The organism is Leptolyngbya sp. GGD (assembly GCF_026735145.1).
GTDB lineage: Bacteria > Cyanobacteriota > Cyanobacteriia > Leptolyngbyales > Leptolyngbyaceae > Leptolyngbya > Leptolyngbya boryana.
In genome coordinates, this window is the sequence record NZ_JAPQKE010000001.1 from 76,526 (window position 1) to 97,903 (window position 21,378).

Here is a 21,378-nt window from a genome sequence, read left to right on the forward strand (position 1 = left end):
GGTTGGGCGGAGTCGAAACCCAAATTTCACAAATTCATCAAGGTTGCTTCTACAGCAAGTTAAATCGATGCAGTTGAGACTCAATCGCTTTTGGCAATAATTTCCGCAATTGGGTCTTATCTTTAAACGTCAATCGATTCTGACTCGGCAAATCAAATGGAAAATATCCCGGCATGTCCGATCGCTCCATTTGCACCAGCAGGACTTGCTCGTTGCGTTTACTGCTCAGGGCATACCCCGTCTCGATACAAACTTTTGGACTGGGAATGAGTAGCGGAGGCGTATCGGAAATTTCAGCGATCGAAGTCGCATCGCCAATAAATAATAAAGACTGCCGAATCGATCGCATCAGAGAACTATTGAGCCGAATTGCGCCTTCGCTCAGTCGATGGGATTCGCGTAGCGTTAGAGGTAAGCGCGATCGACGATTCAAACTCTCTACGACAGAAATCAGTTCTTCGCGGATCAGATCGCTTGATTCATCAAACTCATTTTGATAAGAAAAGAAGATTTCAGGCTCCAAATTCGCCATGACTTCTTGTTTTGAGAAATAGATTTCGTGGCTCGACAGATCAATATTAGAAATTGCGTAACCACCGCTTCCTTCGATATAGAATTCAACAATTTCACCGAGGAGATAGCGTTGGAACCACGATGATTTTTTCACCTCATCGCTATCTTCTAAAAAATCAGCCCGCAAGCCCGACTTCAGCAAACTATTCTTGCTCAACCTCAAATCGTGGGGACGTTTTTCTAGTTCCCGAATGGGTTCATACTGTTCCAAATACCAGGCTTTGAGAGCAATAATCGCCATGCTGAAATCTGCCTTCTCTTTAAAATTACAACAACACCCAAGTCTTACTCTCTGAGTGACTTCCTCACATTAATCCATTCTAGATAGAGTTGAACAAATTGGATACTTAATTTTAAGCGCCGACTTGTTAAAGACTCTCAGCTATGCCAGAAGAGGAAATATCAAATTTCGGTCTTGGGTGTTGTTGGACGAGACAGATATAAAGTGAAACAGCAGTTGTACCTCTCTTTATTTAACTAGATTTGGCTGTTTGATCTGCCAGGGAAGTTATTCACTAACCTCAATTTCAAAGATACCACTTTGTCCCCAAAGATCTAGGGCATGAAACCAAAGTTTAGAGTCTTAGAAGCACCCAATTCAATCTATATTTCTACTTGTAAATGACTAAATTTAGAAATATAAATTGCAGCGTGTAAAGCCCTGAAATTAATTGCAATAAAAAAGCGGCTCCGGGAGAAGCCGCTGTACAAGACAAGAATTGGAAGCTTTAACAATATTGGTTGATATCTTCGCCGCATTCATCAGCGAGATAGCACAATGCGCGGAACCGTAATCCAACGACTTCTTCGTATAACGGATTCAGTTTGCACAGAGGCGGAATGTGAAAGAGAGTCTTGCCAAAGAGCGAAACCGTTCGCTCGAATGGACACTGGGCTGGAATCGATTTTGCGATGAAGTGAGCAAATTCTGGATTTGTAACTTGGAGGTTGTCTAACTTGCGGCGCAGGGGGGCAAGGAGATCAAAGGACTTACGACTTGGTTGAGAGTAAGGTGTAGAGGCGGTTAGGGGGTGATAAACCCATCCTGAAACTGCGATAGTGTTGTGACTGTGACGATCGCGCTCTGGCGCGGAGCCACCAGGTTTCCGAAAGCTCATGCTGAAACGTTCCTTGGACTGGTGAGAGATGTGTAGAGGTAAAGGATTCCGTCCGTGAAGTGACGACTATAGGAAATGAAGCCATTCCGGGCGAAGCTTACAATTCAGAATCCGGTTGACAGACCAGTTTCTATAGTTATGTATCAAAATAGCTTCACTGATTGTAACAATTTTTACGAGATTACTACTTTCTTTGCAAATTTCCTGCAATTCGGTAGAACTTTGTTGCCACGTTTTTATGAAGTAAATTTGACACTTTTTATTCTAGTCTTTCTTTCTAAAGATAGAAGGTCATTCTCGCCACATTTACAGGATTTATATTTAATTTCTGAATGGAATTGATGCGTTTCACGAATCGCTAAAATTCACTATTCAAAAGTTAAAAATTACAGGCAGAATTCTGTAACAGAGATAACGGAATAATTTAATGTCTCGAAGCTTAATCTGCTGTCTCTCCCCTCTTTACCTGATAGTTCTTTGTACACTCCGCCCATACTGAGTCTGTCCTGCGATGCAAAAGACGATCGCTCAATTGAGAGGAAACTCAGATGCCTAGAACGCCTAGCGAATTTTCCGTGCATATTATGATGGAGGGAGGACACCGGGAAGAGGTGCGTTTCCCAACGATTCAAGAGTTTCAGAAGTGGTACAGCGGCGAACTGATGCCGAAAGCTGCCTCTGAGGATTTTATTAGCGTTCCGATTAAAAATATCCAAGGCGAATACATGGTCGTTCGTCCGGCACGCGTTATTAGCTTGAGAGTTGAGCCGCTGTTTGCAGGCAGTGTGGATCGCTATTAACTTGCTGCTGTGGAACTTGTAGGGGTAATCTATTGTCGGTTTTGATTACCCCATGTTCAGTTTTCCCCATGAAACGATCGCTGATTCTTGCAAGTCTACTTTTTCTCGGTGTGCCTGCGATCCCCTTACTTGCACAGCCCAAACCTACGACCCAACCTGCTGCCAAACCCGCTCAAGTTCCGCTTAAACCAATCGCACCCTCTACCGTTGCGGTAGATGATCAGATTTTGCGCGATCGCCGCTCTGTGCTCGGCGCAATTGATCAGAGTTTGAGATATCTTCAGACCTCGAAAGCGATTCAGGCGTATCAGAACTATCCGGTTAAAGAAATTACGCGCGATCGTGTGATCCGAAGTCTGAGACGATTTCGCCAATTACTCCTGACTGCAAAATCTGAGGCGGCACTTTCAGCGGCGATCGCAAAAGAATTCACGCTTTATCAATCGACTGGGAAAGACAATCAGGGCACGGTTGCGTTTACGGGGTATTTCGAGCCTGTTCACACGGCAAGTCGAAAAAGAACAGCGGAATATCGATATCCGCTTTATGCGCTACCTGCGGGATTTTCGCAGTGGAAAAAGCCGCATCCGACTCGTTTGGAATTAGAAGGCGCGGATGGATTACAAGGCAAGCAGGGGAAATTACGGGGTGCAGAATTGGTGTGGATGCGCGATCGCTTGGAGGCATTCCTGATTCAAGTGCAAGGATCGGCGCGATTGAATCTCACGGATGGAACGACGATGACGATCGGCGTTGCAGCAATTACTGATCAGCCTTACAGCGGAATCGGGCGGGAACTGATTAAAGATAACAAGCTGAAATTAGAGGATTTGAATCTGCCGAATGTTCTGAAATATTTTCAAGAAAATCCGAAAGATTTAGATATCTATCTGCCTCGAAATCGACGGTTTGTATTTTTCAGAAATACGTTTGGTGCGCCTGCGTTAGGGAGTTTGGGCGTTCCGTTGACGGGCGATCGCTCGATTGCCACAGATAAGTCTTTGATGCCACCAGGAGCGCTGGCGTTGATTCAGACGCAATTACCGATCGCGAATTCACAGAAGCAGCTTGAACAGCGATCGGTGAGTCGGTTTGTGTTAGATCAAGATACCGGAGGCGCAATTATTGGAGCAGGTCGAGTTGATATCTTTACAGGAACAGGTGTACAAGCTGGCAATGAAGCTGGCTTGATTAATGCCACTGGGCAACTCTATTACTTGCTCCTAAAGTAGGACGAAAATGCTTAGCGAATAGAATTTGTCAGGCATCACTCAAAAGCTGTTGATTCTGAATTCCAATAAAAAACTCCACTGATTTCTATCAGTGGAGGCAGTTGCAACTTCAAAAACGCAGCTTTACAGTTTGCCGTAACCGCGCCAAACACCGACTAAAACGCCTTGAACTTCAACTTCCGAAGCTGGAACTTCAGTAATCGGATAAAGTTCACGATTGGGATTACCAGGCTTCAGAATGACTTTGCTGCCTTTGCGCTCAAAATATTTCAAAGTGGCTTTACCCTGGTGATGAGCCGCAACGATCGTGTCATTTTTAATCGTTCTTGCATCATTCACAGGCTGCAAAATCACAATATCGCCATCATCGATCAGCGCATCGATCATGCTATGACCACGCACTTTTAAGGCAAAATGGCTTGGTTTTAGCAGCAAGTTCGATAAGTCGAGATATTCAACTTCCACATCGGGAAAAGTTTCTACCAGACTCGTTGCTGCGATCGCGCCACGGATCGGAATTCCTTGCGGATGTGAATTGAGAATCCGAATCGTGCGGGCTTGTCCTTCCGTCCAGCCGATGTAACCCTTGTTCCGAAGGTGCTCCAGTCGGCTCTGGACAGGAGCCGGAGACTTCAAATTCATTGCGGTCATCATCTGCCGAATTGACGGAGCATGTTGGTGGTCACGGATATAGTCAACCAGCCAATCGTAAAGTTGTTGTTGGGCTTCGGTAAGGGGTTCCATAAACTTCCTAGGTGGACATACAAACAATTAAGGGATTTTAGAACACTTGTATCACGAATTTGAGCGTTCGTCTAGTAAATTTGTTTATCATTCTTAGAACGTTTGTATCTTAACGAGTCAAAAAATACGCAAGTGAGTTGTTCTCCTGTTTTTTCAGGTTTCCAGCGGGTTCTGAGACGAATGATTACCATGCGGTTTCGCGATCTGGTTAAGATGATGTAGTTATCAAAAGAGGCGGTAATGAATCGCCTCTTTTTTCAGCGACTCCGATTTTTCTGACGGAGTAAGGAGAGAACTTTGATCACTGGCAATTTAAAAACCACCAAATCAGATGAGATTTTTTCTGCCGCTCAAAAGCTGATGCCCGGTGGCGTTAGCTCTCCGGTACGAGCATTCAAATCGGTAGGTGGTCAACCGATCGTCTTCGATCGCGTCAAAGGTGCTTATGCTTGGGATGTCGATGGCAATCAATACATCGATTACGTTGGCACATGGGGGCCGGCAATCTGCGGTCATGCTCATCCTGAAGTCATTCGTGCGATTCAAGAGGCTGCCGAAAAAGGAACAAGTTTCGGTGCGCCTTCCGCTCTCGAGAACGTGCTGGCAGAAATGGTCATCGATGCGGTTCCCAGCATTGAAATGGTGCGCTTCGTGAATTCTGGTACAGAAGCTTGTATGTCCGTATTGCGCCTAATGCGGGCATTCACCGGACGCGAGAAAATCATCAAGTTTGAAGGTTGCTATCACGGACATGCGGACATGTTCTTGGTGAAAGCAGGTTCTGGTGTGGCAACGTTGGGATTGCCCGATTCTCCAGGTGTGCCCAAATCAACCGCAGCGAGTACCCTCACTGCGCCTTACAACGATTTGGAAGCGGTGAAGAAGTTATTTGAAGAAAATCCAGGTGAAGTTGCTGGTGTGATGCTAGAACCGATCGTTGGAAATTCTGGCTTCATTGTGCCTGAGCCTGGTTTTCTAGCAGGTCTGCGCGAGTTGACTCGCGAATATGGCGCGCTGTTGGTCTTCGACGAAGTGATGACGGGCTTCCGGATTGCTTACGGTGGAGTACAGGAGAAATTTGGCATTACTCCTGATTTGACGACCTTGGGTAAAGTCATCGGTGGTGGCTTGCCGGTCGGCGCTTACGGCGGTCGTCGGGACATTATGGAGATGGTTGCTCCTGCAGGCCCGATGTATCAAGCTGGAACGCTTTCAGGAAATCCTCTGGCGATGACGGCGGGTATTAAGACCTTGGAATTGCTACGGCAGCCGGGAACTTATGAAACGCTCGATCGCATTACGTCTCGTCTGATCGCCGGATTGCTGAATGCGGCGAAAGAAACAGGTCATGCAGCATGTGGTGGTTCGATCAGTGGAATGTTTGGATTCTTCTTTACCGAAGGGCCTGTCCATAACTACGAGGATGCGAAAAAATCGGATCTCAGCAAATTCAGCAAGTTCCATCGCGGCATGTTAGAGCAAGGTGTCTATCTGGCTCCGTCGCAGTTTGAGGCTGGATTTACCTCTCTAGCTCATACCGATGAGGATATCGATCAAACGATCGCAGCTGCGAAATCGGTGATGTCAAACCTTTAATCGAGATATTTCATCACGATCGCTCGATCCTACAGAAAATGAATCGTGAAAAAACCGCAGAAATACTTTCTGCGGTTTTTTCAATTAGCAGGTACAGCCTTGATGACCGCAATCGCCATGTCCGTCTGGATGTCCTTCTGCACAAGCCTCGCTGCAATAGAAATGGTCATTTTTCTTGACTGCATTCTCGATCGACACGATGCACAGGCAAGCTTCACACGCACATTTCATCTGAGTTACGGTTGCCATGGTTGATTCTCCAATCTTTTCCTTATTAACCTAACATATGAACAGTTATTCAGATATTAAGAAAAATAGAAGGAGCATCGATTCGAGTAACATTCCCGATTCATGCTCCAACCCAAGAAACTTTAGACGATGAACTTACCGATAGTTGGTAAACTGCAATGCCACCGGAAAATCTTCTTGTTTCATCCGCTGCATCACGGCTTGCAAATCATCCTTTGATTTTGCAGTCACTCGAACGGCATCGCCTTGAATTGAGCCTTGAACTTTCTTGTATTCATCGCGAATAATCTTAGTGATCTGCTTGGCGATATCTTGGCTGATGCCTTTTTTCAACTTAATTTCTTGTCGAACGCGACTTCCGCTCGCGGATTCAACCTTGCCATAATCGAAAATCTTCAAGGACAGATTCCGTTTTGCAGCTCGCTGTTGCATCAGCGTATGCACTGCATCTAGGGTAAATTCGCTATCGGTGTTAATTACGATCGCGTCAGCATTCAACTCGATCTCCGTTTTCGTGTCTTTGAGATCGTAGCGGCTGAGAACATCGCGCTTCGTTGTGTCGATCGCATTGACGAGTTCCTGACGATCGAAGTCGCTCACAATATCAAACGAAAAAGTAGAAGCCATAAAACAAAAAAGTCTTTTAGAGCGTGCTGATCAAGCTTAGTCCGATTAACGTAAAGCTGCAAACTGAGCCAATTCCGAACATCAACGATCGCAAAATGGAGAGATTCAGAATGTAAAAAACGGGATACAGAAATCGTGCCACGATCCAAGCGATCGCTGCCCATCCTGCCCATGCGGAAGTTTGATGAGTTACATACGCCATCAATGCTGCCGCAGCAAAAATCGGAAAGGCTTCGAGCGCATTCTGATGTGCCCAAGTTGCTCGCTTTCCATAGTCCGGCAGTTGATCAAAGGTGGCGCGAGGGGCTGCCATCATTTCTTTGTTCGTGAGATACCCAATCTGAGCGCGGGCGTACGCAACAACTAAAAACGGCACATAAATCCACACGACTGCGACCGCGATCGCAATCAGCAGCAAGCTCGGGACGGACAATCCAAACAACATAAAAATTTAGTCGAAATAGAACAATGTCACAACTTTGCGCTGATCTTCAGCATCGCGGCAGGTTTGTAGCAGCGTGTGACTATCATGGAACGCAAACGAAATGAGCTGTTGACAGCGAGAAATGATTTCCTGGTTACAGAGCGCACTCGCTTCGCCAAGAGAAAGGCTATTATTCTCTGGACACTCGACTAAATGCATGACGGTTTCAAGCTGCTCACGAGACTCACGGGGTTGTCGATCGAGTCCTTGCGGCAAAATCACCGTTAACATCGACGGATCAGCCCGTAATGCTCCTCGAATTGCAGCAAAATTTGTCCCGGTCGAACCCGACGTAATAATCCGGTTCCCTTCTAAAACCAACGCATACGTCATCAGTTCAATCAGAGTTTGGTGCGTAATCGGCACGTGGCGTGAACCGAGAATCGCAATCCGTTTCGACCCTGTTTGCTGAATCGTGGCGAGTTCTTGTAGAAAATCATCTACTTTAGGTAGATCGTCGATCGATTGACTCAAAGGATGTACATCTAATTGACAACGCCGTTCATTGTATCAGACACCCTTGCCTTCCGCTTGATTTGCGAATAGTTTGAGAACTTCATCACACCATTCGATATAGTCTGTTTCATAGCGAATGCCGCGCCGCAACACAAGGTAACGGTATTTTTGGGCAATTGGCAGATGATCGGAATCTGGATAAAATTTGCGCTCGATTTGGTGATACGTCGCGAGTCGCTGCTGATGCAGTTCTCGATGTCGCTGGAATTCTTCGATTAGTTTGGCAACGGAAGCGGACTGTTCGATCGCATGAGCAACGGGGATCAATTGCGCTGCCCAAAGTTTCACGAGCAAGTCTTCTTTGATCGGCATGACTTCACAAGGTTGGAGCAGCCATTCGATTAAGAATGTTTCGCCCGCTTTGGTGATGTGATAGAGCTTTTTGTCGGGTCGTCCTGCTTGCGCGATCGTGCTGACTTCAACCAATGCCTGCTCTTCGAGCTTGCTGAGTTCGCGATAAATTTGCTGGTGCGTTGCCTTCCAGAAAAAATTCACCGACTGATCAAAATCTTTTGCCAGATCGTAGCCGCTGTAAGGGCTGTCGATTAAAAGAGCCAAAATTGCGTGACTCAATGCCATAAATTTGAACCTCAAACCATTTGAATCTTCAATGCAATTTTTTGCATACAAAACTGTTGACATATTCAATTAGTTGCATATATTCTAGCAAGTGTTATGCAACTAAGTGCATAGTAATTAGGAGTTAAAACTATGCAGCAGATTCAACCACGATCGATTGGAATTGCGGTTATTTTGACAGCGTTTGGGGCGATCGCGCTCTATCAATTTCGTCCGAAAACGGTGGCAGTTGCGATTTCTGATGCTCCTGCCATTCAAGCGATAACGGCATTGGGGAGATTAGAACCGAAAGGAGAAGTGATCCAACTGGCAGCCAATCCGCCTGGAAGTCGAATTGCTGAATTGCGGGTGAAATTGGGAGATCGAGTCCGCAAAGGTCAAATCATTGCCGTGTTGGATACGCACGATCGCGCTTTAGCAGCTTTAACTCAAGCCCAGAAGCGAGTCGGAATTGCTCAAGCAAAATTGGCGCAGGTCGAGGCAGGAGCGAAGCGAGGCGAGATTTCAGCGCAGCAGGCAACGATTGCTCGAACTGAAGTGCAATTGCGTGAGGATGTGGCAGCGAAAGATGCGGCGATCGCGAAATTAGAAGCAGAAGTAAAAAATGCCGAATTGGAATTTCAGCGATACGAATTCTTAGAAAAACAGGGTGCGATTTCCACTTCTCTCAAAGATGGGAAGCGATTAACCTTAGATGTTTCGCGTCAGCAATTAGCAGAAGCAAAAGCCAATCGAAGACAGGCAGCCGAAACGATTGCGAAACAAGTCAAAGAAGCCGAAGCCACGTTAGATCGGATTGCTGAGGTGCGTCCGGTGGATATCGAGGCAGCACAGGCAGAGGTGCAAAGTGCGATCGCTGCGGTTCAACAGGCTCAAGCAGAGTTGGATTTAACGGTCGTTAGCGCGCCGAGAGATGGACAGATTCTCAAAGTTCATACCTGGGAAGGTGAGCTGATCGATAGCAAAAATGGAATTGTCTCAATCGGGCAAACGGATGTGATGTATGCCGTTGCAGAAGTGTATGAGACGGATTTGCCAAAGATTCGAGTCGGGCAGGCAGCAACGATGACGAGCGTATCGGGTGGAAAACTCGCACGATCGCTCAAAGGCAAAGTAGACGAAATTGGCTTAGAAGTTGCCAAGAAAGATGTTTTGAACACCGATCCAGCGGCATCGATCGATGCGCGAGTGGTTGAAGTCAAAGTTCGACTCGATCCAGAGGACAGTCAGAGCGTTGCAGGCTTAACGAATATGAAACTGCAAATCGCGATCGGCCTTCAATAATTACTGATCTTCACTAATTTTAGGAGTAAAACAATGCCCTTAATTTCTGTCACGCGCTTACGAGTGCGCTCTGTTCGATTTCTTCCAGCATTTCTCTGGTATTCCTTCAAAAGCAACCAACAAGCAAAACAAGCTCAAGGCAACTTGGCTTCAACCATTCGAGCAGCGGGCAAAAATGTGTTTTGGACAAAGACGGTTTGGGAAGATGAAGCATCGATGCGATCGTTTATGAGATCGGGTTCTCATCGAGAAGTCATGCCAAAACTGCAAAATTGGTGTGATGAAGCTTCGGTCGTTCATTGGCAATCAGAAAGGGCAACCTCAACAACTTGGGAAGAGGCTGAAACGGCAATGTTTACGAGCGGTCGATTTAGCTCATTGACGCATCCCTCGATCGCGCACCAAAACCATCGATTTAATTGAGGCTTTTATGCTGAAACGCAGAATTCCGTTAGCTTGGAAGCAACTGACCAAAGAACGGGGACGAATGATTGTTGCGATCGCGGGAATTGCTTTTGCCGATGTCTTGATGTTCTTGCAAATGGGATTTCGCAGTGCGTTATTTGAAGGAGCCGTTCAGCTTCATCAGGTTTTGGATGGCGAGATTTTTCTAGTCAGCGATCGCTATAAAGCCGTAATTTCTCTCGATCGATTTACAGAACGGCGATTGTATCAAGCATTAGGCTATTCAGGAGTTGAATCAGTCACGCCCGTTTATCTCAGCCCAGTTCAGTGGAAGAATCCAGAAAATCGGCAGATTTGGAATCTTTATGCAATTGGCATTAATCCAGATGATCAAACAATTCTGTTACCAGAAGTGAAATCAAATACTGAATTGCTAAAACGCCCTGATACTGTACTGTTTGATGCAGGAGCGCGGCAAGAATTTGGGAGGATTCCGCAATTATTTCAAGCTTCGGGAAATGTGACGACTGAAGTTGAGCATCGACGAGTGGATGTCGTTGGATTGTTTAAGCTCGGAACTTCGTTTGGAATTAACGGGCACATGATTACGAGCGATTTGAACTTTTTGCGGATGTTTCGAGAGCGGCGGCAGAAAGGCTTGATTGATGTGGGAGTTGTGAAACTGAGATCGGATGCGAATTTGGATCAAGTGCTGCAAAATCTGCGATCTGGCTTGCCAAATGATGTCCGAATCATGTCAAAAGCGGAATTTATGGAGCAAGAAAAGAGTTTTTGGAACACGAGCACACCCGTTGGTTATGTGTTTGATTTGGGCGCAGTGATTGGCTTTATTGTGGGTGCAGTTGTGGTTTATCAGATTCTCTACAGTGACGTATCTGATCACTTACCGGAATATGCAACGTTGAAAGCAATTGGATTTCGAGATACTTATTTGCTTTCAGTTGTCTTCCAAGAAGCACTGATTCTGGCATTTATTGGATTTCTGCCTGGGTTTGCGATTTCTCTAGGCTTCTATCAGGTCACAAGACAAGCAACACTTTTACCCATGGTGATGACCATAGGACGAGCAACATTTGTGTTAATGCTAACTGCAATGATGTGTACAATCTCAGCCGCAATTTCGGTCAGAAAACTGCAATCGGCTGACCCCGCAGATATTTTCTAATCATGAACACCGCAATTTCCATTCAGAACCTCGATCATTACTACGGTCAAGGTCAACTCAAAAAACAAGTTCTGTCTGGCATCAATCTCAACATTCAAAGCGGCGAAATTGTAATCATGACAGGGCCTTCCGGCTCAGGTAAAACAACGCTTTTGAGCTTAATCGGATGTCTACGATCGACGCAATCCGGCACGCTCAATGTTCTCGGACAAAACCTCTCAAATGCCAGCAAACTTCAGCTTGTTCAAGCAAGACAGCAGTTAGGCTACATCTTTCAAGCACACAACCTTCTCGAATGTCTCACTGTACGAGAGAACGTCATGATGCCGCTAGAATTAAGCGAAACCCCTTATAAAACTGCTTCGACAATGGCAGAAGAAATTCTCACTGCGGTCGGATTAGAACATCGGATGGATTACTATCCCGCAGACTTATCGGGTGGACAAAAACAAAGAGTCGCGATCGCTCGTGCGCTCGTGAGTCATCCAAAAATTGTTCTTGCCGATGAGCCAACTGCTGCACTCGATAAAAAATCCGGTCGAGATGTCGTTGAACTGATGCAACAACTTGCTCAAGAACAAGGCTGCACGATTTTACTCGTCACTCACGACAATCGGATTTTAGATATCGCCGATCGAATTATCGAACTCGAAGACGGCAAGCTACTTCACTAAGAAAAATACTTCGCTAAGAAAAAACATGGTCACTACTGTAAGAACACAACCTTGGACGAAATCTGTCCTCCATACTGCCAAAGGTTTCCCAGCCACAGATCTGTCAATTTTATCTGGCAAAATTCCCGAAGGCTTGAGAGGCTCACTGTATCGTAACGGGCCTGGTCGCCTAGAACGCGGAAATACACGAGTTGGACATTGGTTTGATGGCGATGGTGCAATTTTAGCCGTACATTTCAAAGAGGCGGGCGCAACGGGCGTTTATCGCTATGTGGAAACGCCAGAATTTCTAGATGAAGAACGGGCTGGACGATTGATGTACAGCGGTTATGGCATGTTGCCACCCGGAGGATTGATCAATCGCTTTACGAAAGGCTTGAAAAATGCGGCAAATACCTCAGTATTGGCATTGAGCGATCGCTTACTCGCTCTCTGGGAAGGCGCACATCCGTACACGCTCAATCTAGAAACCTTAGAGACTGGAGAACCTGACCCTTTAGGAGGCTTACCCGAGTCAATTCCTTTTTCTGCTCATCCAAAACGTGACCCCAAAACCGGAGATATCTACAATTTCGGTGTGACCGTTGGGAAAGACCCGGTTCTGAATTTGTATTGTGTCGATGCAAATGGCAAACTCAAGCAGCGAAATAGCTACACCCTAGACGGCTTTCCGCTCATTCACGATTTTGTGATGGCAGGTCAGTATTTACTCTTTTTTGTTTCGCCTGTACGGTTGAATCCGTTTTTGCTGTTAGCAAGAATTAAGAGTTTTAGCGAGTCGTTCGACTGGAAGCCAGAACTCGGAACTCAAGTGTTGGTCTTCGATCGAGAAACGCTACAACTGGTGAGCAAAGGCGAAACTGATCCTTGGTATCAATGGCATTTTGGCAATGCTTGTGTGGATGAGGATGGCAATGCGATCGTCGATATTATCCGCCTTCCCGACTTCAACACCAATGAATACCTCAGACAGGTTGCGACTGGCGAGACTCATACATTCGCAAAATCGACTCTGTGGCAAGTTCGAGTCAATCCGAAAACAGGGAAAGTATTCGAGCAGCAAGAATTCATCGATCGACACTTAGAATTTCCGGTGGTAAACCCAGTCGATGTGGGGCAAGACTGGCGCTATACCTATTTCGCAATGCATCGTAAGGGCAGTGATTCGACGAAAGATTTCTTTGGCGCGATCGGGAGATTCGATCAGAAAACTGAAACGTTGATCGAAGCTGACTGTGGTGAACATCGCTATCCAATGGAACCGATTTACGCACCTGATGCGATCGATGCTGATCAAGGTTGGATTATCACCGTTGTTTACGATGCGCGTACAGATAGTAGTGAAGTTTGGGTGTTCGATAGTGAGCATTTAGATGATCAGCCCGTATGTCGATTAGCATTGCCGGAAGTCATCCCTCTCGGATTTCATGGGACATGGAAACCTGCTCAATAAAAAACGCTACGGAGGTGAGAACTTCCGTAGCGCCCTATATTCATCAAAATTATTTCAACTTCTGCTTCACAAACGCTAAAAGCTGACCCATTTGCTTCTTCATTCCATCAATTTCAGCCTGCATCTTCACGATCTTCTGATTCAGTGCTGCAATTTCAGCCGCGTCTGCGCCACTTGTGGTCTCAGCAACCGGAGCAACTGGAGCAACTGGAGCCGGACGACGCTTCGCTTTTGCCATTGCCGTTTTAATGGCATCAATTAGACCCTTCTGGTCAAATGGCTTCTGCACAAACTCAAAATACTCAAACGGCTCTTGCAGCTTTTCCTCAACCTCTTCCTTACGTCCCGACATCAGTACTAAAGGAATTGTTTGTAGTTCAGGCTGGCTCTGAATTTGCTGGTACACTTCCCAACCGCTCATTCGCGGCAGCAGGAAATCTAACATAATCAGAGTTGGACGCTCCTGACGAATCAGGGTAATCCCTTGCACTCCGTCTTTTGCTTCCAAAACCTCAAAATTGCCTTTCGGCAACATGTCACGCACCATGTTCCGAATCACGGCGCTATCATCGATAACAATAACTTTGTGACTAGCCACAACTGAACTCCTCTACGGGTGATCTGGGAAACAACATCGGTCAGGATGGTCGGGAAAACGATGCGACCCGTGAATACTGCACCCCTGACCGAGAAACTCAGCAGTAGAAATGATAGCCGCGATCGTGCTAAATGATACTGACTTTTCGTGAAGGAACACTACAGCGTCGAGCCGATGAGTTTCTCACTTTATAATTGACATAGGCAACAAAACTTTATCTTCTAAGCTGTTGGCTTTTGCCAAGTTTTTATTCATCTGACCCCTAGCATTCCCCCGTTTATGTCTTCCCAAACGAATCCTTCGACAATTTCTGAACGTCGTGCCTTGGTTGCTGCGATGCCAGACTGGTTACGCCGCTCGATCGGGAATGCCAGTGATATCTCAACGGTGCAGCAGATTATCAAACAGCGCCAAATTCACACGATTTGTGAGGAAGGACGCTGTCCAAATCGGGGAGAATGCTATGCCCAGAAGACAGCAACTTTTCTGTTAATGGGGCCAACTTGTACGCGATCGTGTGCGTTCTGTCAGGTGGATAAAGGGCACGCGCCCATGCCGCTGGATGCCGAAGAGCCTCAGAAAGTGGCGGAATCGGTTCAGTTACTCGGCTTGAGATACGTCGTGCTAACTTCGGTGGCACGAGATGACATCCCGGATCAAGGAGCAGGTTGGTTTGCAGCAACGATGCAGCAAATTCGCAAATTGAATCCGGAGACTCAGATTGAAGTGCTGACCCCTGATTTTTGGGGCGGAAAACAAGAAGGGTTTTCCGCAGAAGAATTGCAGCGGCAGCGAATTGAGACGATCGTGAAAGCGCAACCCGCTTGCTATAACCACAATATTGAAACCGTCAAGCGGTTACAGGCTCCCGTGCGCCGAGGTGCGAAATACGATCGCACGCTTCGAGTTTTAGAAATCGTCAAAGAACTCGATTCGACGATTCCCACCAAATCAGGCTTGATGTTAGGACATGGTGAAACTGAAGAAGAAGTGATTGAGACACTTCAGGATTTGAGAGCCGTCCAGTGCGATCGCGTAACGATCGGTCAATATATGCGTCCTTCTTTAGACCATTTGCCCGTTCAGAAATATTGGCATCCGGATGAGTTCGAGCGTTTGGGCAAGATTGCCAAAGACATGGGATTTTCTCATGTGCGATCGGCTCCCCTCGTCCGCAGTTCGTATCATGCAGGCGAAGAGGAATGATTCGGGTCTTTGTGTACGGCACGCTCAAACCGGGTGAAAGTCAGTATGTGCTCTGTGCTGATCGCGTTATTTCCAGCCGAAGCGCGATCGCTCACGCCTCTCTCTATCATTTACAGCTAGGTTATCCGGCAATTGTTCCTGGAAATGGAAGGACTTACGGTTATCTGTTAACTTTCCAGAATGCTGAGATATTAGAAATCCTAGATGACTACGAACAACATGATTCAACCGAGATCGAGCCGTTTGGATCAGGGAACGATTATCAGCGCCAGGAAATTGAAGTCTTTGATCTCAATCAAATCTCACTAGGAAAAGCTTGGGCGTATGTGATGACGCAAGAGCAAGTCGATCGCTTAAAGGGCGTTCTGACTCCCAGCGGAATTTGGCAGAAAAATCGCCCGCAGTGAAATAACCACGGGCGATTGAAATCTTCAGCAAACCTGAGATTAGTTGCGTTGACGTGAAGGCGGTTGAGAATTTGCCATCTTAATTGACACAACTGGGCGATCGAGCGCCACCATCATGTCAGAGTCAGAGGGCTGCTGCTGAGCTTCAAGAGTCGGTTGAGTTTTGGGTTGAACTTGTGCCATTTGGGGCTGACGAACACTAAAGAGCGTCACGGCACCCATAAAGGCAGCAGCAATCGCAGCCCCTCCCCAGACCAAGCGGAGTTTTGGACGGCGATCGACTTTTGCCATGACTTGTTCAACTGTTTGCTCAACAGATTGAACGGGAGCGGGGGCAGGAATCGAGCGAAATGCCTGACGAAGTTTGAGCAAGCGAGCGTGAAGCTGTTGGATCGAAGCATCGGTTGCTAACCATTCTTCGACCTGTTTGCGCTCACTGGCTGTCACTTCTCCGTCGAGATAGGCACTGAGTAACTCGAAGCGATCGCGGGCTTGTGCGTTTAACTGTGAATTGAGCGGAGATTGCATATCGTTATTCAGCGAATCAAAATTGGAGTTCATCGAGAGTCACTTCACTTATGAATGCCCAGAGATCAAACGATTTTCAGTGTACTTAACCACTCCTCGTAATCACTCACTCCTCAGAATATTAAAGCTCTTGCGGAGATACATCTGAGAGCATATTAACAAAGCCAATCTGAAGTCTTAGCAATATCACGGAGAATTTAAAATTATTGTCCATCAAGGTACTGTTGAAGTTGCGATTGGAGGCGATGGCGCGCTCTCGCAATCCGCGATTTCACAGTTCCGAGTGACACTCCAGTGAGTTCAGCAATTTCTTCATATGCCATGCCCTCAATCTCACGTAACACAATCGTGGTACGGAAGACTTCGGGGAGGTCAGCGATCGCTTCGTTGAGCTGATCGTAGAATTCCCGAGTGGTGAGATCTTCATCAGGTCCGGGTGTTGCTGCGGCGATTTCCCAATCTACCTCTCCATCATCCACGGATAAAGGTGCATCCAAAGACAGGGGTGCGGTATTGCGTTTGCGTTTGCGAAGCTCGTCGTAAAACAAATTGGTCGCAATCCGACTCAACCAACCTCGGAACTTGACAGGTTCATTCAGTCGGGTGATGTTGCGATAGACCCGAATCCAGACTTCTTGAGCCAGATCGGCACGATCTTGCCAATCCGGCGCTAAATGATAGAGAACTTTATCGACATGAGACTGATACCGCCGCATGAGTTCCGCAAACACGGCTTTCTCCGGGCGATGTCCGGTCTGACATTGCAACACTAAATCGTAATTGGAGAGTTTTTCTGCTTGCACTGGACTCTGATGAACCTTTGGCTCGATCGATGACCAGGATACAGGAAGGGACTGACTCATGGGCGGATGACGGTATTTTCTACGTTCCACCTTTGATGACCCCAACGGGTTTGAGAAAGTTCCTCACAGTTGCCTAGTTTTTGATCGAGTGATCCTATCCAGGATAGATCGGAGATGTTCTCGTTGGAGAACTCTAGCAACAGAAATACGCTTTAGGGTAGAGTTTCGAGCTGTAAACGAGCGATGTGGTCGGCGATCGCTTCAGTTTGGGTAGTATTTCGGACGCGAATTGGACTAGACCAATCATATAGACAGAGAATTGCGCTTGTGATGGCGATCGCTAGAAATAGCTTTTCTTTCATGACTCACTCCTCACTCCTCACTCAGACCGAAACGAACAGGTTGCCAGCATTGTAAATTTGGGATCACCCTTTGGATCAAGATTTACTCAATCTTTTATCTAACCTAGGTAAGATTGCGGCAGATTCGCCAATTTTCCGGGTTAGGTCAAAGGATTCCCGTATGAATTACGTTACGATCGCGACAATGGTATCCGTGTAAAAGAAAAATCTGCTTGCGTCTTAAGATTCACAATCGGGCAGATGAGTTCCGGGCAGAATGAAAAAAGTAGCAGTTTGAGAAGGAAATGGCGGCAAAGATTCAGGAGTCTCCTCTTTCTAAAGCGTTCATGATGATCTGCGTTGTCCCAGGAATCGCGATCGCGCTTTTCCAGGTGCGTCGGTTGCCTGCGTTGCCAAAATTTGACCTGCCGAATTTTCAGGCGATGGTTGCTCCCAAAGCTTCTCCTGCTCCGTCGCCTGTGATTGAGACAAACTTAGTGGTCGATTTAAGCGATCGCAAGGTGCGACTGTTTGAGAAAAAGAAATTAAAGGCAACTTATCCGATCGCAATTGGGCAAGAAGGATGGGAAACGCCCATTGGATCGTTTAAAGTGTCTCAAATGGTTGAGAATCCAACTTGGCAACATCCGATTACGGGTGAGCATATCCCGGCAGGTGACCAGGACAATCCCTTGGGCAAACGGTGGATTGGCTTTACTTCGCAGGGAAAACTTTTGATTGGATTTCATGGAACAAAGGATTACTCGTTGCTAGGGCAAGCCGTTTCTCATGGATGTTTGAGAATGAGAAATGCGGATGTAGTGGCGCTGTATCAAGCGGTGAAAGTGGGTACGCCTGTTGAGGTGAAGAAATAATTCCACCTATCAATTTCGGGTTGATTTGTTGATCGCGTGCTCCCGCACAGGGTTTAAAACCCCGTGCTAACTGTGCGAAGTCCACTGAAGGGACTGCATCGCTGTATTCTGGTAGTCCCTTTAGGGACTTCGCACGGTTAGACCGCGATTTTCAATCACGGGCGGGAAAGTGCAATCAACGATCAACCGAAAATTTGGAGGTGGAAATCCTTTAAATTGGCTAGTTGCTGATCGCATTCATTCCCCCACTCCCCACTCCCTACTCCAAATTGATTGTGGTGAACGACGTAAAATAAGCAAAACGATGCATTTCGATACGTTTCGTGGATTGAGCGAAGTCGCAGCCCGCCCCCAACCTGATCATGAACATTGAGGAACTCGAAGGCAGCATTGAATCGATCGTATTTACCTCGGCTGAAACTGGATTTACGGTGGCTCGGTTGCAGACGGTTGCCGAGGTTGTAACGATCGTGGGCAATTTTGCCAGCCTCAATTTAGGACAGTCTTTAATTCTCAGTGGAACTTGGCGCACTCATTCTCGGTACGGGTTGCAATTTCAGGTTGAAAATTATCGCGAAGCACTGCCGAATACGATCGCGAGTCTCGAAGCTTATTTAAGTAGTGGTGCAATTCGGGGCATCGGCTCAGCGATGGCGAAAAGAATTGTCGATCGCTTTGGGTTAGAAACTCTGACCATTCTTGAGACTGATATCGATCGACTAATTGAAGTCAAAGGCATCGCTCAATCGAAAATAGCGATGATTCAGTCTTCTTGGCTGGAACAGAAACAGACTCATAGCATCATGATGTTTCTACAGACTTACGGCATTGGTCGAAGTCAAGCGGTGAAAGTTTTTAAGCGCTATGGAGAAGACGCGATCGCGATTGTTTCCCAAAATCCTTACCAGCTTGCGGCGGATATTCGAGGCATTGGATTTCACTCAGCCGATGGCATTGCCACGCAACTCGGAATAAAACCGGATTCTGAAGCGCGTTATCGCAGTGCAATTTTGCATTGTTTACGAGAAGCTGGACGAGATGGACATTGTTTTTTGCCGCAATCTACTCTGGTAGAGCGAACCGCTCGATTGCTGGCTCGTCCAGATTATGCAGCGCAAACTGAACAAATCGAGGATCAAATTGTCTATCTGGTTGCGACTCAAGAACTGGTTGTCGAAGAAAGTCGTCGGTATCCGGGACGGTTGGGGTACTACTTGCCTGCGTTTTATTACGCGGAAATGTCGATCGCGACTCGGCTGAAATTATTGCTTCTTGAGCCATTAGAAATTGATCATCATTTTGTCGAAACTTGGATGCAGGAGTACTGCGAATCCTCGGATTTGCTGCTTTCTCAAGAACAAAGGCAAGCCGTGATTTTAGCCGCAACGCAGCGAGTGGTAATTTTGACGGGCGGGCCAGGGGTTGGAAAATCGCATACAACTCACGCGATCGTTGAACTGTGGGAAGTAATGGGCAAACAAGTTGCTTTAGCTTCTCCCACTGGGCGAGCCGCGCGCAGACTTTCGGAATTAACGCAAAGAGACGCGTCTACTCTGCATCGGCTCTTGGAATATGACCGCAGTAGTGGCTACTTTCAGCGCGATCACACTCGACCGCTCAAAGCAGACTGCATTGTTGTGGATGAGTTTTCCATGACCGATGTGTTTCTTGCGAACGCATTGATCAAAGCGGTTTCGCTTCAATCTCAACTCTTGATCGTTGGCGATGTTGATCAGTTGCCGAGTGTTGGAGCGGGTGCAGTGTTGCGAGATTTAATTGAGTCTGAACAAGTGCCTGTAATCCGGTTAACTCAAGTTTGGCGGCAAGCTCAAAGCTCGGCGATTATCTGTCATGCTCACGCGCTGAATCGAGGTGAAGTGCCAGAGATTGAGCGCTTTTCGACGACTCCTCGATCGGATTGCTTATGGATGCCCTCACATTCTCCTCAACATGGCATTCAATGTATTCAGCAATTGATTACTGAGACGATTCCTCGGCTTGGATTTAACGCATTTAATGATGTGCAGATTCTTTGTCCGATGATCAAAGGAGACATTGGCACGAAAGCGATTAATGCCGTTGTACAAGCGTTGCTCAATCCACCGCAGGCTGATGGCTTCGAGGTTCAGGCTGAGGAGCGCAAATTTAGAATCGGCGATCGCGTGATTCAGTTGGAAAATGATTACGATCGCGAAGTCATGAACGGCGAATTAGGCATTATTGAAACCTACGATGCTCGGAGACAAATTTTAGGCGTTCAGTTCGAGGAACATTGGGTCGAATATCAGCGCACAGAATGGGATCAGATGACTCTGGCGTACAGCATTACCGGACATAAGGCGCAAGGGTCTGAATTTCCAGTCACGATCGTGCCTTTATTTATGCAAAACACTGTAATGCTCAGCCGCCCTTGGCTTTACACAACGCTGACCCGTGCGAAGCAGTTAGCGATCTTAGTCGGACAACCGCAAGCTTTACGTCAGGCAATTTCCCAGTGTCGAGACAAGCGCCGATATACCTTGCTCAGCCAGCGGTTACAAGAAGAGCAAATTGTCCCCTCTTTCTCATCTAATCCTCAAAATTCTCATCAAAATTCTCATAATTGACCGAGTTCGGTTATCACACCTGACGGGTAGATTGCCTTTTCTGAATAATCTCTGTTACATTAGTTTACATAAAGAAACAGAACTTCACAGGAGGTTGCGATGGTAATCTTGATTAGCCTATTTGTTGTCGGTTGGGTCGCAGTTGCTCTATTGGGTTCGATGACTTATTTCTTGGGTGAGCAATCGAAGCCGATTCATGAGCGCAACTGGCGATCGGTTTCTTTTGAAAAGCTGGCACGCTCTTTGACTGGAAATGAAATCGATTACTCTACACGTGTTCCCGCTTTTGTCGTAGCTGATGCCTACGCCAGTGCAAGGTTGCCCGAAGCATAGTGAATAGTTTGGTTGATGAAGACGAGGGTTTAGTTGCGAAACTAGACCCTCGTTTTTTAGTGAATTGATTTGGCGAACCCAGAAAGCTTTTGCAAGTCTTGTAGCTAGGTTGACTTTAGGCAATTTATTCGGTGAAAGGACTGCCTCTGATGATGGGTCGC

General features: G+C 46.7%; 25 protein-coding genes. 13 read left to right on the forward strand and 12 right to left on the reverse strand.

The genetic code is table 11. From position 1 onward, the window contains the following. Positions 1–49: 49 nt before the first annotated feature. Together OU814_RS00365 and OU814_RS00370 are read right to left on the reverse strand one after the other, a co-directional pair. Positions 50–814, reverse strand: a complete 765-nt coding sequence (locus OU814_RS00365; protein WP_268179622.1) for a hypothetical protein — start codon at positions 812–814, stop codon at positions 50–52. A 487-nt stretch (positions 815–1,301) separates the two neighbouring features. Further along, a complete protein-coding gene (locus OU814_RS00370; protein ID WP_268179624.1) occupies positions 1,302–1,691 on the reverse strand; it encodes a Mo-dependent nitrogenase C-terminal domain-containing protein in 390 nt (129 codons plus the stop codon). 548 nt (positions 1,692–2,239) lie between these two features. On the opposite strand from OU814_RS00370, the gene OU814_RS00375 reads away from it, so the two are divergent. Together OU814_RS00375 and mltA are read left to right on the forward strand one after the other, a co-directional pair. Next, entirely contained in the window at positions 2,240–2,491 is a 252-nt protein-coding gene (locus OU814_RS00375; protein ID WP_026149006.1) for a hypothetical protein, read from the forward strand. Positions 2,492–2,559: 68 nt separating this feature from the next. Then, complete coding sequence (mltA, locus tag OU814_RS00380; protein WP_268179628.1) at positions 2,560–3,723, forward strand: murein transglycosylase A; 1,164 nt, start codon at positions 2,560–2,562, stop codon at positions 3,721–3,723. Positions 3,724–3,846: 123 nt separating this feature from the next. On the opposite strand, the gene lexA is transcribed toward mltA, so the two are convergent. Then, positions 3,847–4,467: a transcriptional repressor LexA gene (gene lexA / locus OU814_RS00385; protein ID WP_017291096.1), complete on the reverse strand. Its 621-nt coding sequence runs from the start codon at positions 4,465–4,467 to the stop codon at positions 3,847–3,849. Positions 4,468–4,764: 297 nt separating this feature from the next. Here lexA and hemL point away from each other — a divergent pair, with 297 nt between their 5' ends. After that, positions 4,765–6,063, forward strand: a complete 1,299-nt coding sequence (gene hemL, locus OU814_RS00390) for a glutamate-1-semialdehyde 2,1-aminomutase (RefSeq protein WP_190649661.1) — start codon at positions 4,765–4,767, stop codon at positions 6,061–6,063. An 84-nt stretch (positions 6,064–6,147) separates the two neighbouring features. Here hemL and OU814_RS00395 read toward each other — a convergent pair whose 3' ends face one another. The 5 genes from OU814_RS00395 to OU814_RS00415 form a co-directional block, all read right to left on the reverse strand. Next, positions 6,148–6,312 carry a metallothionein gene (locus tag OU814_RS00395; RefSeq protein WP_190649660.1) on the reverse strand — a complete coding sequence of 55 codons (165 nt, stop codon included), beginning with the start codon at positions 6,310–6,312 and terminating at the stop codon, positions 6,148–6,150. Between the two features lie 135 nt (positions 6,313–6,447). Then, a complete protein-coding gene (locus OU814_RS00400; protein WP_017291093.1) occupies positions 6,448–6,939 on the reverse strand; it encodes a YajQ family cyclic di-GMP-binding protein in 492 nt (163 codons plus the stop codon). Between the two features lie 16 nt (positions 6,940–6,955). Then, complete coding sequence (locus OU814_RS00405; RefSeq protein WP_268179633.1) at positions 6,956–7,384, reverse strand: MAPEG family protein; 429 nt, start codon at positions 7,382–7,384, stop codon at positions 6,956–6,958. A 6-nt stretch (positions 7,385–7,390) separates the two neighbouring features. After that, positions 7,391–7,897 (reverse strand): hypothetical protein, encoded by a 507-nt coding sequence (locus OU814_RS00410; RefSeq protein WP_017291091.1) that lies wholly within the window; start codon positions 7,895–7,897, stop codon positions 7,391–7,393. Positions 7,898–7,933: 36 nt separating this feature from the next. Further along, positions 7,934–8,518, reverse strand: coding sequence for a PadR family transcriptional regulator (locus tag OU814_RS00415; RefSeq protein ID WP_017291090.1), 585 nt, complete (start codon positions 8,516–8,518; stop codon positions 7,934–7,936). A 132-nt stretch (positions 8,519–8,650) separates the two neighbouring features. Between OU814_RS00415 and OU814_RS00420 the strand changes: the two genes are divergently transcribed. Genes OU814_RS00420 through OU814_RS00440 form a run of 5 tightly spaced genes read left to right on the forward strand, consistent with a single transcriptional unit; the run spans position 8,651 to position 13,520 of the window. Next, positions 8,651–9,802 carry an ABC exporter membrane fusion protein gene (locus tag OU814_RS00420; protein WP_268179635.1) on the forward strand — a complete coding sequence of 384 codons (1,152 nt, stop codon included), beginning with the start codon at positions 8,651–8,653 and terminating at the stop codon, positions 9,800–9,802. 33 nt (positions 9,803–9,835) lie between these two features. Continuing rightward, positions 9,836–10,225 carry a DUF3291 domain-containing protein gene (locus OU814_RS00425; RefSeq protein ID WP_017291088.1) on the forward strand — a complete coding sequence of 130 codons (390 nt, stop codon included), beginning with the start codon at positions 9,836–9,838 and terminating at the stop codon, positions 10,223–10,225. A gap of 7 nt (positions 10,226–10,232) precedes the next feature. Then, the gene (gene devC / locus OU814_RS00430) at positions 10,233–11,393 is read left to right on the forward strand and encodes an ABC transporter permease DevC (RefSeq protein WP_268179638.1); all 1,161 of its coding nucleotides are present in this window, start codon (positions 10,233–10,235) and stop codon (positions 11,391–11,393) included. A gap of 2 nt (positions 11,394–11,395) precedes the next feature. Next, positions 11,396–12,067, forward strand: a complete 672-nt coding sequence (locus tag OU814_RS00435) for a DevA family ABC transporter ATP-binding protein (protein ID WP_268179640.1) — start codon at positions 11,396–11,398, stop codon at positions 12,065–12,067. Between the two features lie 25 nt (positions 12,068–12,092). Beyond that, complete coding sequence (locus OU814_RS00440; RefSeq protein ID WP_268179642.1) at positions 12,093–13,520, forward strand: carotenoid oxygenase family protein; 1,428 nt, start codon at positions 12,093–12,095, stop codon at positions 13,518–13,520. A gap of 49 nt (positions 13,521–13,569) precedes the next feature. On the opposite strand, the gene OU814_RS00445 is transcribed toward OU814_RS00440, so the two are convergent. Further along, positions 13,570–14,118: a response regulator gene (locus OU814_RS00445; protein ID WP_017291084.1), complete on the reverse strand. Its 549-nt coding sequence runs from the start codon at positions 14,116–14,118 to the stop codon at positions 13,570–13,572. 279 nt (positions 14,119–14,397) lie between these two features. Here OU814_RS00445 and lipA point away from each other — a divergent pair, with 279 nt between their 5' ends. Together lipA and OU814_RS00455 are read left to right on the forward strand one after the other, a co-directional pair. Beyond that, positions 14,398–15,324: a lipoyl synthase gene (lipA, locus tag OU814_RS00450; protein ID WP_268179644.1), complete on the forward strand. Its 927-nt coding sequence runs from the start codon at positions 14,398–14,400 to the stop codon at positions 15,322–15,324. Continuing rightward, entirely contained in the window at positions 15,321–15,731 is a 411-nt protein-coding gene (locus OU814_RS00455) for a gamma-glutamylcyclotransferase family protein (RefSeq protein ID WP_199329379.1), read from the forward strand. Before lipA ends, OU814_RS00455 begins: the two co-directional genes overlap by 4 nt. A gap of 39 nt (positions 15,732–15,770) precedes the next feature. Here the strand turns inward: OU814_RS00455 and OU814_RS00460 are convergent, their stop codons facing one another. The 3 genes from OU814_RS00460 to OU814_RS00470 form a co-directional block, all read right to left on the reverse strand. Next, the gene (locus OU814_RS00460) at positions 15,771–16,292 is read right to left on the reverse strand and encodes an anti-sigma factor family protein (protein WP_017291081.1); all 522 of its coding nucleotides are present in this window, start codon (positions 16,290–16,292) and stop codon (positions 15,771–15,773) included. A gap of 170 nt (positions 16,293–16,462) precedes the next feature. After that, positions 16,463–17,122: a sigma-70 family RNA polymerase sigma factor gene (locus OU814_RS00465; protein WP_017291080.1), complete on the reverse strand. Its 660-nt coding sequence runs from the start codon at positions 17,120–17,122 to the stop codon at positions 16,463–16,465. A gap of 152 nt (positions 17,123–17,274) precedes the next feature. After that, complete coding sequence (locus OU814_RS00470; protein WP_190649644.1) at positions 17,275–17,424, reverse strand: hypothetical protein; 150 nt, start codon at positions 17,422–17,424, stop codon at positions 17,275–17,277. Positions 17,425–17,708: 284 nt separating this feature from the next. Between OU814_RS00470 and OU814_RS00475 the strand changes: the two genes are divergently transcribed. The 3 genes from OU814_RS00475 (at position 17,709) to OU814_RS00485 (ending at position 21,217) form a co-directional block, all read left to right on the forward strand. Beyond that, on the forward strand, positions 17,709–18,278 hold the full coding sequence (locus OU814_RS00475; protein ID WP_268179648.1) for a L,D-transpeptidase: 570 nt from the start codon (positions 17,709–17,711) through the stop codon (positions 18,276–18,278). 362 nt (positions 18,279–18,640) lie between these two features. Further along, entirely contained in the window at positions 18,641–20,884 is a 2,244-nt protein-coding gene (recD2, locus tag OU814_RS00480; RefSeq protein WP_268179650.1) for an SF1B family DNA helicase RecD2, read from the forward strand. A 99-nt stretch (positions 20,885–20,983) separates the two neighbouring features. Then, entirely contained in the window at positions 20,984–21,217 is a 234-nt protein-coding gene (locus tag OU814_RS00485) for a photosystem II protein, Psb35-related (RefSeq protein WP_017291076.1), read from the forward strand. Positions 21,218–21,378: the final 161 nt, after the last annotated feature.

Bases quoted from the DNA above. Each gene is read 5' to 3' on its own strand.
- OU814_RS00365 (WP_268179622.1), bottom strand. From the start codon at position 814: ATGGCGATTATTGCTCTCAAAGCCTGGTATTTGGAACAGTATGAACCC.
- OU814_RS00370 (WP_268179624.1), bottom strand. From the start codon at position 1,691: ATGAGCTTTCGGAAACCTGGTGGCTCCGCGCCAGAGCGCGATCGTCAC.
- OU814_RS00375 (WP_026149006.1), top strand. From the start codon at position 2,240: ATGCCTAGAACGCCTAGCGAATTTTCCGTGCATATTATGATGGAGGGA.
- mltA (WP_268179628.1), top strand. From the start codon at position 2,560: ATGAAACGATCGCTGATTCTTGCAAGTCTACTTTTTCTCGGTGTGCCT.
- lexA (WP_017291096.1), bottom strand. From the start codon at position 4,467: ATGGAACCCCTTACCGAAGCCCAACAACAACTTTACGATTGGCTGGTT.
- OU814_RS00395 (WP_190649660.1), bottom strand. From the start codon at position 6,312: ATGGCAACCGTAACTCAGATGAAATGTGCGTGTGAAGCTTGCCTGTGC.
- OU814_RS00400 (WP_017291093.1), bottom strand. From the start codon at position 6,939: ATGGCTTCTACTTTTTCGTTTGATATTGTGAGCGACTTCGATCGTCAG.
- OU814_RS00405 (WP_268179633.1), bottom strand. From the start codon at position 7,384: ATGTTGTTTGGATTGTCCGTCCCGAGCTTGCTGCTGATTGCGATCGCG.
- OU814_RS00415 (WP_017291090.1), bottom strand. From the start codon at position 8,518: ATGGCATTGAGTCACGCAATTTTGGCTCTTTTAATCGACAGCCCTTAC.
- OU814_RS00420 (WP_268179635.1), top strand. From the start codon at position 8,651: ATGCAGCAGATTCAACCACGATCGATTGGAATTGCGGTTATTTTGACA.
- OU814_RS00425 (WP_017291088.1), top strand. From the start codon at position 9,836: ATGCCCTTAATTTCTGTCACGCGCTTACGAGTGCGCTCTGTTCGATTT.
- devC (WP_268179638.1), top strand. From the start codon at position 10,233: ATGCTGAAACGCAGAATTCCGTTAGCTTGGAAGCAACTGACCAAAGAA.
- OU814_RS00435 (WP_268179640.1), top strand. From the start codon at position 11,396: ATGAACACCGCAATTTCCATTCAGAACCTCGATCATTACTACGGTCAA.
- OU814_RS00440 (WP_268179642.1), top strand. From the start codon at position 12,093: ATGGTCACTACTGTAAGAACACAACCTTGGACGAAATCTGTCCTCCAT.
- lipA (WP_268179644.1), top strand. From the start codon at position 14,398: ATGTCTTCCCAAACGAATCCTTCGACAATTTCTGAACGTCGTGCCTTG.
- OU814_RS00455 (WP_199329379.1), top strand. From the start codon at position 15,321: ATGATTCGGGTCTTTGTGTACGGCACGCTCAAACCGGGTGAAAGTCAG.
- OU814_RS00460 (WP_017291081.1), bottom strand. From the start codon at position 16,292: ATGAACTCCAATTTTGATTCGCTGAATAACGATATGCAATCTCCGCTC.
- OU814_RS00465 (WP_017291080.1), bottom strand. From the start codon at position 17,122: ATGAGTCAGTCCCTTCCTGTATCCTGGTCATCGATCGAGCCAAAGGTT.
- OU814_RS00470 (WP_190649644.1), bottom strand. From the start codon at position 17,424: ATGAAAGAAAAGCTATTTCTAGCGATCGCCATCACAAGCGCAATTCTC.
- OU814_RS00475 (WP_268179648.1), top strand. From the start codon at position 17,709: ATGGCGGCAAAGATTCAGGAGTCTCCTCTTTCTAAAGCGTTCATGATG.
- recD2 (WP_268179650.1), top strand. From the start codon at position 18,641: ATGAACATTGAGGAACTCGAAGGCAGCATTGAATCGATCGTATTTACC.
- OU814_RS00485 (WP_017291076.1), top strand. From the start codon at position 20,984: ATGGTAATCTTGATTAGCCTATTTGTTGTCGGTTGGGTCGCAGTTGCT.